The sequence below is a fragment of the Bacillus cereus genome (assembly GCF_015071065.1).
In the GTDB taxonomy this organism is placed as follows: Bacteria; Bacillota; Bacilli; order Bacillales; family Bacillaceae_G; genus Bacillus_A; species Bacillus_A cereus_BA.
In genome coordinates this window covers 221,677-233,586 of record NZ_VOVA01000005.1, presented here as the reverse complement: position 1 = coordinate 233,586, position 11,910 = coordinate 221,677, and the positions used below count along the sequence as shown (strand labels likewise).

Below are 11,910 nucleotides of genomic sequence, written 5' to 3'. Positions count from 1 at the left end.
GTTATATGATACGAAGTGTAAGAACTCTATAATTTTGTTGCGAAATCAATTAAAATATTTGTAGAGAGGATGATTGGCGTTTTTGTCGGTAAATCGATATATCTTGTCGAGTCATTGATATTTTTTGAGTTACGATAGATATATTCAGGAAATCGTTGATATAATTTCATTCACTGAATGAAGCCTCAAAAAAGAAGATAAAACCCATCTTCGAATAATACATGTTATTTCGTCAAATTAAACAATATAACGAGAAAAAGTATCGTTTTAAGATATTTAGTTATAAACTTGAATAATATTAAATAATATCGTTCATTATATGAGGTTTTAGTTGAATGCATACTATATGATGTGTAAAATCTAAGCAAGTAGGTTAGAATACTGCTTGCAAATGGCAGTATAAATAATAATTTGAGGTGAATGCATGCTAGATTTTAAACAATTAGAAATTTGTTTGAAAGAAAAGAGATTTGTAGATGGATTACATGAGATAAATAATGAAATTGCACATATAAAAGAAACGAATAAGTTATCATACGTGAAGAACTGGCTTTCTAACGTCTCGTCACCCAAGGAGTTTGATACGTTAATTCGTCTTGCTGATGAAGGGTTGATGCATCAATATAGCTCTTTTTTAATTCGTTATACGTATAAAAAATTCCCAAATATGAGAACGCTCTCTTTATATTGTGATGAGTTAATTGATGAGCGTAAAATCCTTGATGCTGAACAATTATTAAAAGATTCTTTGGAAGAGGTAAATGAAGAGGAAACTGATGCGGATGTTTTAACGAAAGCATATTTTACGTTAGTTAGATGTTTGTTAGATATGAAGCGCAATGAAGAGGCTTATGCCTATATGCAAAAGGCGGAAAAGCATAGTACGCGTGCAGTTTTTGATAAATGGGGTTACTTATTTATACAGACTGGTGAGTGGGAGAAAGCAGAGGAACAACTTTTATCCGGTCAGCAGCATAAAGATTGTGAAGAGTTAGCTACGTACTTATTAGCGCAATTATATGCATATAAAGGTGAACAGCAGCGAGCATTACAACTCATTAATGATGCGATTGCAAAGTTCCCTCAAGTACCATATTTCTATTTTGAAAAAGTAAAATATTTATTAGATTTAGAGCGCTATGAAGAAATGTTAGTGGTAATAGATAAAATTAATCATATGCTTCCGCATCATGCATATACAACTTATTTTATACATTTACGTGCAGAAGCATTTTATAAGATGAATAATATTCACGATTTGCAAGCACTATTGAAAAGTGAAAAGAGTTTAAAAAATTCTCTATATCATCATATAGAAAAAAATCCTGATGGAAAAAAGGTGCGCTTACCGATAGTTCCGGTTGTACAAAAGGATAACTATTGCGTTCCGACTAGTTTGGAAATGATGTTAGGGGTATGGGGAGAAAAACGTACGCAAGATGAAATTGCACAACATATTTTTGATGTAACAGGTTCTAAGTTTTCAGATACAGTTACATATATAGAAGAGCAAGGTTACGAATATCGTTATTTTCAAGGGAATGAGGAAAATTATAAGAAGTTACTCAATCAAGGTATTCCCGTTTTATTAAGTATAGATATTGAGCACGCTTCCCATGTACAAGTGCTTTCTGGTTATGACGATGTACTGCAAGCTTTTTATATTCAAGATCCGAATTTCTTGGAACCGATTCTTGTGGAATATGATAAGTTGCAAGAAAAATATCGTTATACAGATTGTTTAGCTATTACGTTTATACCAAAAGATAGAATGGAACAACTTTCATTTTTAAATGAGGAAGAACACACTTATTATAAAACAATCTTTTCTCTTACAGATCATTTAGCTGAGCAAGATAAAGAGGGAATTGAAAAGTTAGTACTATTTTTAAAAGAAACAAGTGAAAATCCAAACACTTGGCTATATACGATTAAACATTTAGATGCTGAAGTAGATAAAGATTTTATTCAGTTTTGTATAGAAAAATTAATGGAAAAGTTTCCGAGCTCTGACTTTGTGAAATTGCATAGTGCACAGTGTTTTATTCGTCTGCAAGATATGGAAAAAGCAGGACATATGCTTCAAAGTGTGGAGAAGAAAAGCAATCAAGCGTTGTATCATTTTATAAATGGACGTTATTCTTTTGAGCAAGATAATTATGCAGAAGCGATTGCTAGTTTTCGTTCATCATTACAATTGGATGCAGATCAACCAGTTGCGTGGAGTTTCTTAGCATTATCATACATGTATATGGATCAATCCGAAAAGGGGCTAGAGTATTCTTTAACAGCTATAGAACGTAGCCCAGAAAGGTTTACACTTGTAAATCACGGTTTAATTTTAATAGATTTAGAACGATATGAAGAAGCATATGGATTCTTTAATGATTTACTAAAAGAATATAAGTATGAAGCTCACATATGGTATGAACGTGCAAGATGTGCTCAGCATTTAGGGAAAGTTTATTTGGCGGTAAAAGGACTTAAAGTAGCGATTCAATTAGATAAAACGGCAGCGTATTTATATACGAAGCTTTCGGAAATCTATGAATCAGATTTGGATGATGAGAAAAGTACGAAGGAAATTCTATTACAAGGAATTCAAAATTGTGAAGATCAGGCATCTTTATATGTTCGTTTAGGAGATGTGCATTTTCAAAATGATGAACTTGAAGAAGCGGAAACTATATATAAGCGTTCTTTAGAAGAAAATAATGAAGATGTATATTCCCATTTCGGTTTAATTCAAGTTTATATGGCAAAAGAACAATATAAGGATGCAAAAAACTATCTTGTTAGTATCAATAAGCAATTTGAAGACAATCAAGATTTCCTTATGAATGCTGGCATGGTGCTATGGGATGCTGAAATTGCATTAGGCGAGGATGAAAAAGAGTTAAAACTTGCACTTTCTAAATTAGAGAATGGTATACGAAGAGTATACGCTAATATAGCGAGCGTGTTGGATGAGTATGTAAATCGAATAAAAGACACAGCTTTTGTACAACGAGGCATAGCATTTTTAAGAACGTTAGAAAAAGAAAAAGCGGATGTAATTGAATACGGTTGTTACGCTGGTGTTTTATATGAATCTATTGGACAGTATGATCAGGCGATAAAACGGTATAATGATGCACTTAAGAAAAAACAAGATTCATTGCCGTATTTCCGTATCGGTGAAACATTCATGGCGTTAGGACAATTTCAAGAAGCGAAGCATGCGTATGAAACATGTTTAGAAATGGATAAGAATTTCTTAGGTGTACATTTGCAGCTTGCTGAAATATACGAAAAAGAAGAGAATCGTTCCAAAGAACAAAATCATATGGTCCAGGCGATGAAAGAAGAACCAATGCATATAAATATGGAATATTTAGCGCAGCTTTCATTAGAAATGAATCTTCAGGAAGAATTGCTAGTTGAATTAGAAAAATTAGCGGAAGAAGTTCCTGAAACATGGCGTTTAGATGCGATTGCATACGTGTTTGGCGCGATGAATGACATAGATAAAGAAAAAGAATATATCGAATATGCAATGAAAATAGATGAAGAGCATGTGGAAGTACTATATCATTATGCGAAAGTGCTAGTTAAAAAGCAGAGTGCAGAAGCAATCGAAGTTGCGCTGAAAGTAATGCATAAAGATTTGGAAAGTGAACGTATATTTGGTGTGTACGTAAAAGCAATGGAACAACATAAAAAATTATCCCAAATACGAGACGTACTTCATACGCTAAAGGTGAAAAAAGCAGAAAGAAGTACAGCATTTATGTATGCAGCTACTGCGGTTGCCGAAAGATTAGTAGAAAGGCAGCAAAATGAGCAACCGAAAAAATCTATATTTACAAGAGCATTTTATCGCATGAAAAATCGTGCGCAGGAAATTTCAATGATTACAGTTATTATTGATTTATTTGAAATCTCCTTGAAGTTAAACCCAAAAAATAGTATGGTAGCGCAGCGTTTCGCAATATTTTATGAGAATGCGGCGATGAATAAAGAAGCGATAGAGATTTTACAAACATCGTTAGAAAATAAGTGGGATTATGACGTAGCGAAGCAACTTGTAAATCTTTTCATTGAGTGTGAAGAAGAAGCTATGTTACGAGATGCTTTTGAATTAACGAAACAAATGGTTCGAGAGCTACCGGATGATTATGATACTCTTCTTTTACAAGCGAATGTATTATGTAAGACCGGAGAAGGGAGAAAAGCCGAAAAAATTTACTTGCAATTAATTGAGAAAATACCATTTGTAAGTAGAGGATTCCTTGCTTTAGCAGAAGTATATCAAAGTCAAGAGAGGTATGAGGATGCGATTTATTTATTAGAAGATGCTTCTATACATCATCCAAATGAAACGGCAATTCTTCTAGCTTTAGCATCTTCGTATCATAGAGATGGGCAAACGACAAAGGCAGAAAAAATAACAAGTGAAATATTAGCAATTGATGCTACTAACTTGTTAGCAAGATATGATCATGCTTGTTATTTAACATTATTAAACAGAAATGAAGAGGCAAGAGATGAACTTGAAATTGTGCTTCGTGAAGATGAAACAGGATTTTTCGCTGAACTTGCAGAGGAAGATGAAGATTTAGCTGGATTGCGAGAATTTGAAAAGTAATTGTATAAGAATAGAGCAAGAGGGTATAAATAAAAATATGTTTTGAATTGGTTGACAATTAATTGTTGAATGACATAAAATAACTTTTAATAAAGTATACAAATCTGAAGACGAGAAAGAGTAAAATAGTGAGCTGTTCCCCAGAGAGCCGGTGTATTGCTGAAATCCGGTGTGCAGACGTTATTTGAAAATCATCTCCGAGGAGCCGTGGCTGAATAAAGTAAGCTCGGACGGATGTCTACCGTTACAAAGAACGCGTATGTTAGTACGTTGCTAAGTGCTATTAGTGAAAAGCTAATAGAATTAGGGTGGTAACGCGGGTAAACCCGTCCCTACTTCATAGGGACGGGTTTTTTGTGTGCTTTTAAAAAATTCAAAGGAGTGATTGTACATGAAAAAAGTAGATGTAAAAGAGTCAGCTGTAGGGAGAGAAACACGTATTCGTAAGCAGTGGAACGAACAAAGTATTTTCGAGCAATCAATTCAGAATCGAGAAGGTGCACAATCTTTTGTGTTTTATGAAGGGCCACCAACTGCGAACGGATTACCACACGTCGGCCATGCACTTGGGCGGGCAATTAAAGATTTAGTAGCGAGATATAAAACGATGGCTGGATATAAAGTTTTAAGAAAAGCCGGATGGGATACACATGGATTACCTGTAGAATTAGGCGTAGAAAAACAGCTTGGTATTTCAGGTAAACATGAAATCGAAGAGTACGGAATTGAACCATTTATTCAAAAGTGTAAAGAGAGTGTATTCACATATGAGAAGCAGTGGCGTGAATTCACGGAGAGCATTGGATATTGGGTAGATATGGATGATCCGTATGTTACTCTAGAGAATCCATATATCGAAAGTGTATGGAATATTTTAGGGACGATTCATGAAAAAGGTTTGTTATATAAAGGGCATAGAGTTTCACCGTACTGTCCAAGCTGTCAAACATCTCTTAGTTCACATGAAGTTGCACAAGGGTATAAAACAGTGAAAGATTTAAGCGCGACAGTTAAGTTTAAAGTGAAAGATAGTGAAAATGAATATTTCCTTGGATGGACGACAACACCGTGGACACTCCCCGCAAATGTTGCACTTGCCGTACATCCAAATATGGAATACGTTAAAGTGAAACAAGAAGGGTATGTATACATTGTTGCAAAAGATCGTGTGCAAGAAGTGCTAAAAGAAGATTATGAAGTAGTCTCTGTTCATAAAGGAGAAGAATTATTAAATATTTCATATACAGCACCGTTTCCGATGAAGGAAGTTACAAATGGGTACCACGTAATTGCAGCAGATTTTGTAACTGCAGATAGTGGTACAGGACTCGTTCATATCGCTCCAGCATATGGGGAGGACGATTATAAAGTCGTTCAAAGTGAAGGGTTATCGTTCTTACATGTTGTAGATGAAAAAGGTGAGTATACAGAAGCAGTACCATTTTTGAAAGGGAAATTTGTAAAAGATTGTGACGTTGATATCGTTCGTTATTTAGCGAAGGAAGGTTTACTATATCATAAAGAAAAATATGAGCATAGCTATCCACACTGTTGGCGCTGTGATTCACCGTTACTTTATTATGCAGGAGAAAGCTGGTTAATCCGCACTACTGAGATTAAAGAAACATTTTTACAAAATAATGATTCTGTCACGTGGTATCCAGATCATATGAAGTACGGACGCTTTGGTAAGTTTTTAGAAAATATGGTGGACTGGAATATTAGCCGAAATAGATATTGGGGAACACCGTTAAACGTATGGGAATGTGAAAGTTGTGATCATCAATTTTCACCGAAAAGTATTGCTGAATTAAGAAAGCATAGTACAAAAGAAACACCTGAAGATTTAGAATTGCATAAGCCATATGTAGATGAAGTACAAGTGTGCTGCGGGAAATGCGGAAGTACAATGAATCGAACACCAGAAGTAATTGATGTTTGGTTTGATAGTGGTTCCATGCCTTTTGCGCAATATCATTACCCGTTTGAAAATAAAGCGTTATTTGAAGAACAGTTTCCAGCAGATGTAATTGCGGAGGGAATTGATCAAACACGCGGCTGGTTTTATAGTTTATTAGCGGTATCAGCACTATATACAGGGAAAGTACCATATAAACGAGTATTATCATTAGGGCATGTTCTAGATGAAGAAGGACAGAAAATGTCTAAAAGTAAAGGGAATGCACTAGATCCTGTTGATTTAGTAGAGAAGTTTGGTGCTGACGCTTTAAGGTGGGCTCTACTCGTTGATAGTGCGCCGTGGAATGCGAAACGATTTTCTGAAAGAACAGTACAAGAAGCGAAATCTAAATTTGTAGATACGTTAGTCAATGTGTATAGCTTCTATGTTTTATATGCAAGTTTAGATGAATATAATCCGAAAGAAAAGTATGAAATTAAACGTACGAAATTAGATGAATGGGTGTTATCAAGATTGCATAGCACAACGAGAAAGGTAAGAACTGCACTTGATGATTATCAATTTACGAATGCAGCTCGTGAAATTGCTGCTCTTGTAGATGAAGTGAGTAACTGGTATGTAAGACGTTCACGCAATCGTTTTTGGGAATCTGGTATGAATCCTGAAAAAGCAGCTGCGTATGAAACACTTCATGAAGTGCTTGTAACAATTAGTAAATTAATCGCACCATTTACACCGTTTGTAGCGGAGGATATTCATCTGAATTTAGAAGGAAGCAGCGTTCATTTAGCAGATTATCCGGTTGTAGACGAATCACTTATCCAGCCTGAGTTAGAAGCAGAAATGGATGCTGTTTTACAAGTTGTTGAACTTGGAAGAAGTAATCGTAATCAACATTCATTAAAAGTAAAACAGCCGTTAGCAGAGCTGGTATTACTTGAGCATAACGAAAATGATATCGATTGGGAATCTTATCGTGATATCGTAATGGATGAGCTAAATGTGAAAGCATTCCATGTTGAACTGGATGAATCGAAATACACATCATATCAATTAAAGTTGAATTTTAAAACAGCGGGACCGAAGTTTGGTAAAAATGTGAATGCAGTAAACGGGTGGTTAAAACAATTATCACAAGAAGAAGTACAAAATTTTGTATCAACAGAGAAAACAGTATATGAAGCAACAGCAGGGGAAGAAGTAATCGTCACGGCTGAAGATGTATTAGTAGAGAAAGTTGCGAAATCAGGATTCTCAAATACGACTAACGGACAATATACGGTTATGTTAGATACGAATGTAACTGAGGAATTGTTACAAGAAGGAGTAGCACGTGAATTTATTCGTGCAGTTCAAGAATATCGTAAGCAGTTGAATTTACCGGTTAATTTACGAGTGGATGTAATTCTTGATACAGAAGAAGAACTACAGCAAACGTTAACGAATCATAAAGGTTTATTGGAAGAAAACTTACTCGTCAAGCAATTTACATTTGGTCACTTAACGAATGAGGACGATGAACTTTCTTTAGGTGAGACAAAAGTGCGAATTAAATTAAACGCGGCTAATTAAAGAAAAAAGGAAGTTGGAATCATTCCAACTTCCTTTTTGCATGCTAGGAGATTATTCCGCTATTTATGGGCAGTAATACTCCCACCTCAAAATTCGGCGAATGCGAGGTGAGAGTCGGGCTGCCCGTAAAAGCCCGATTGGTGAGGGTTAATAATCAGTGGGAGATGGACAAAACCCCCACTGATTAAAGTTTCACTTTATCCGGCCAATTTTCTCATAATCCATTCGATAGGGCCTCTAGAAAATTTCTTTCTCCATAACACGCTAAATAAAACACTGAAAATGAAAAATCCAGTAGCAAATAGTAAAACGAATAATAGTGTTTGATGTTCCATTCTATTTAATAGAATCAATATCCCAATACCGATAAATACATGACTTACATAATGAGTTAATGTTAATTGGCCGGTTTGTACAATGGATGTAATAAACCAATTCTCTTCATATTTTTCAGTAAGATGGAGGCAAATTATTAATATAGCAATAGCGGATCCTGCAGCAGATGCGACGTATAACATATTTGGTAAAATAGGGCCTGTATTAAACAAAAATGTAGATGCTTCCTCACCAATGTATGGGATAAAAAGGTGAGTTAATGCTTTGGACAACAGCTCTATAATTATCGTTACTGTTATACCGAGTAAGAGAAATCTATGTCTAATTTTCCTATTATGAAGATCTAATCTGCCAATTATCATACCGATTAAGAAGAATGAAAACCAAGGAAAAATAGGGTGATAGCCATTAAAAAGTAAGTTGCGAAGAAATCCTTTAAAGGTCCAAAAGTCTATATAGTTTATAAATGGAATTGTGCCTCCCCATCCTTCGAAGGCGTTGAAAGTAAGTTGGAGATATTGTGCAGTAAGTAAAATAATGATAGAAAGCCATATTAACATAGTTCTTCGTACAGTAATTAGTAATGCAGCGATGAAAAGGTAAACGCCGTAGTAGTGTAAAATATCTCCCGTCCATTCCATTACATACAATAATAATCCTAAAATAAATAAGAATAGTGATCGTTTCCAAATCAATATTCGGCTGGTATTGATTTTTATTTTCTTTTGGCTAGCGACAGATGATTTAGTCATTAAAGTTATGCCAATCCCAGCAAGTATAACAAACAAGGCAGAAGCTCTACCTTCAAAAAGTGACATAAAGGTTTTTAACAGAGGAGGTCCATTTCCTTCCGCCCCTGTTATCACCATGAAATTAACTAGTAACATTCCAAGCATCGCCCACGCTCTAGCAAAATCTAAGCCGATAATTCGTTTTTTAGTTTTCATATGAATCACTTTTTTCGAATATGTTGTGGACAGCTTCAATCCATATTTGTTTATAATTCATATTTACATCAAACATCATGAAGTTTCCGATATTATCAAGTACTAATGCCAACATATGAGCTTTTGAAACTAGATTTTTATTTTGGATGAGTTGAAGTTCATTTGCTTTTGTTAGGAGTGATTCAAATCCGTTTAAATATTCTGTTTGTACAGTTAGTAATCGATCTTTGTACATATCGTTTCTTGAAGATAGTAATACATATTCTTGTAATACACGATTAAAATAAGGATCTTTCTGTTGTTCGTCTATCATTTTAAAGCCAATTTCAATACATTTCTCAATGAAATTCTTTTTCGTAAATTCTTCTGTACGAAAGAATGAGGAGAACTGCATCGCTTCGCATAATTCATTAAAAATACTTTCGATTAAAGCATCTTTAGATTTAAAGTAATAATAAATAGATGGCTTGGCGATACCAACGTCCTCGGCAATCATCGAATAAGTTAGTTGTTTTAGCAATACCATTCTCAGCGAATAAACGGTAACTTGCCTCTGTTATTGAAGAGAGTGTTTCTTCACTTTTACTCATTGTAACGCCTCCTTTCATAAAACATATCATGAATTATTTTTATTTTAAACCTACCGTTAGGTAAAAAATATCGATTTTTTAATACATAATTTTAAAAAGTATAAAGTTAAGAAAATATATTTATACAGTATTTTTCTCATTTTACACATAAATATTGAGAAAATTTCACTCACCTTAAATGTAAAGGTAATAGAATTGCTCGTATAGAATTACTCGTAGATTCACTTTATTTCGTTACTTGTGGACAGTAAATAGCCTTATAGGAATGGGGTAAAGGTTTCAATTTATTAGGGGGAGTGGTTCTATGTTAAACAAAAAAATGGTGGCAATGGCAATGACTGTGCCATTAGTAATGGGGACAATTTCTACTGTTTCAGCACTGGAAAAACAACAGCAAGTAAAGCTAGAAGCTTATTCACCACAGAAAAAAGCAATTGAATATTTAAAAGGACATGCTACGGAATATGGATTGAAGGCAGACCTTTCAGACTTACAATATATTTCTACAACAGAAACGTCAGTAGCTTCATATGTTAGATTCCAACAAGTAGTCAATGGTGCTCCTGTATTTTCTAAACAAATAACAGTTACTATTAATGGACAGGGACAAGGAGTACTTGCTGTGTCTGATTACCAGGCGGTTCAAAGTGTGAAAGAAATAGCGAATAAGATTAGTGAAAAAGATGCTGAACAAAAATCAATGGCGTATGTTGGAGGAGAAAGTGAGCAAAATCTATGGGCTCCTACAGAGAAAGAATTTGGATATATTATTGAGGATGGAGTAGCTATCCCAGTATACAAAGTTTTAGTCCATTCGAATAAACCTTTCGGAGCATGGGAAACATTTATTGACGCGGAAAATGGAAAGTTAATTAAAAAGGTTGATATAAACCGAAAAGCAGAAGGAACAGGGAAAGTATTTTTACCTAATCCTGTCGTATCAAGTGGTAGTTTAGCAGGGTTAAAGGATAATAAAGATGCAGATTCAACAGCTCTAACGAATCAATTGAAAACCGTTACTCTAAAAGGTTTAGATGGTAGTGGGTTTTTAATTGGGGAGTATGTAACAATTTCATCAAAAGCGAAGACGAAATCTACAAACTTACAATTTAACTATACACGTGCAAATGATAGCTTTGAAGATGTTATGTCGTATTATCATATTGATACATTACAGCGTTACATTCAAGGATTAGGCTTTCAAAATATTAATAAACGTTCGATTAAAGTGAATGTAAATGGTACAACTGACGATAATTCATTCTATTCTCCATCAACGAAAGCTTTAACTTTCGGTACTGGCGGAGTAGATGATGCAGAAGATGCTGGCATTATCGCGCATGAATATGGACATTCGATTCAAGATAACCAAGTACCTGGCTTCGGTAGTTCCCCAGAAGGCGGAGCGATGGGAGAAGGATTTGGAGATTTCTTAGGTGCTACTTATGAAGATGCGGTATCGACGACAGGATACGGGAAAGCTTGCATTGGAGAATGGGATGCGACAGCTTATTCTACTTCAGATCCAACGTGCTTACGCCGATTAGATACGAATAAAGTATATCCGAAAGATATAACGAATGAAGTGCATAATGACGGGGAAATATGGGCTCAAGGTCAATATGAAATGGCGCAAGCTTTTGGACGGGATGTAGCAACAAAAATTATTTTACAATCACATTGGTCATTAACGCCAAATGCGAAATTCCGTGATGGAGCGAAAGCGATTAAGCAAGCAGATGCTCTTTTATACGGCGGACAACACGCAGCTGAAATTGATCGAATTTGGACAGCGAGAGGAATTAGTACGAATTAATATAAAACGTCGTGGCATTTATAAGCCACGACGTTTTTAATTTGTTCGAGGACTGGTACTAGTAAATTAAATTATATCAGCGATAATGGACATATATCGAC

4 protein-coding genes, 1 pseudogene and 1 other annotated feature are annotated in these 11,910 nt (G+C 35.0%); of the genes and pseudogenes, 3 read left to right on the top strand and 2 right to left on the bottom strand.

Annotated elements, in window-relative coordinates:
• Positions 1-424 precede the first annotated feature (424 nt).
• Positions 425-4,627 carry a tetratricopeptide repeat protein gene (locus FT637_RS16545; RefSeq protein WP_193647214.1) on the top strand — a complete coding sequence of 1,401 codons (4,203 nt, stop codon included), beginning with the start codon at positions 425-427 and terminating at the stop codon, positions 4,625-4,627.
• A 98-nt stretch (positions 4,628-4,725) separates the two neighbouring features.
• Positions 4,726-4,964, top strand: a binding site (T-box leader).
• 54 nt (positions 4,965-5,018) lie between these two features.
• The gene (gene ileS / locus FT637_RS16540; protein WP_193647213.1) at positions 5,019-8,120 is read left to right on the top strand and encodes an isoleucine--tRNA ligase; all 3,102 of its coding nucleotides are present in this window, start codon (positions 5,019-5,021) and stop codon (positions 8,118-8,120) included.
• Positions 8,121-8,317: 197 nt separating this feature from the next.
• On the opposite strand, the gene FT637_RS16535 is transcribed toward ileS, so the two are convergent.
• Both FT637_RS16535 and FT637_RS16530 read right to left on the bottom strand, forming a co-directional pair.
• Positions 8,318-9,403: a DUF418 domain-containing protein gene (locus FT637_RS16535; protein ID WP_193647212.1), complete on the bottom strand. Its 1,086-nt coding sequence runs from the start codon at positions 9,401-9,403 to the stop codon at positions 8,318-8,320.
• Positions 9,393-9,993 (bottom strand): annotated as a pseudogene (locus tag FT637_RS16530) (TetR/AcrR family transcriptional regulator). Before FT637_RS16530 ends, FT637_RS16535 begins: the two are co-directional and overlap by 11 nt.
• A 304-nt stretch (positions 9,994-10,297) precedes the next feature.
• Here FT637_RS16530 and FT637_RS16525 point away from each other — a divergent pair.
• The gene (locus FT637_RS16525) at positions 10,298-11,809 is read left to right on the top strand and encodes a M36 family metallopeptidase (RefSeq protein ID WP_193647211.1); all 1,512 of its coding nucleotides are present in this window, start codon (positions 10,298-10,300) and stop codon (positions 11,807-11,809) included.
• Positions 11,810-11,910: the final 101 nt, after the last annotated feature.

Coding starts and splice junctions, on each gene's coding strand:
- FT637_RS16545 (WP_193647214.1), top strand. CDS start 425: ATGCTAGATTTTAAACAATTAGAAATTTGTTTGAAAGAAAAGAGATTT.
- ileS (WP_193647213.1), top strand. CDS start 5,019: ATGAAAAAAGTAGATGTAAAAGAGTCAGCTGTAGGGAGAGAAACACGT.
- FT637_RS16535 (WP_193647212.1), bottom strand. CDS start 9,403: ATGAAAACTAAAAAACGAATTATCGGCTTAGATTTTGCTAGAGCGTGG.
- FT637_RS16525 (WP_193647211.1), top strand. CDS start 10,298: ATGTTAAACAAAAAAATGGTGGCAATGGCAATGACTGTGCCATTAGTA.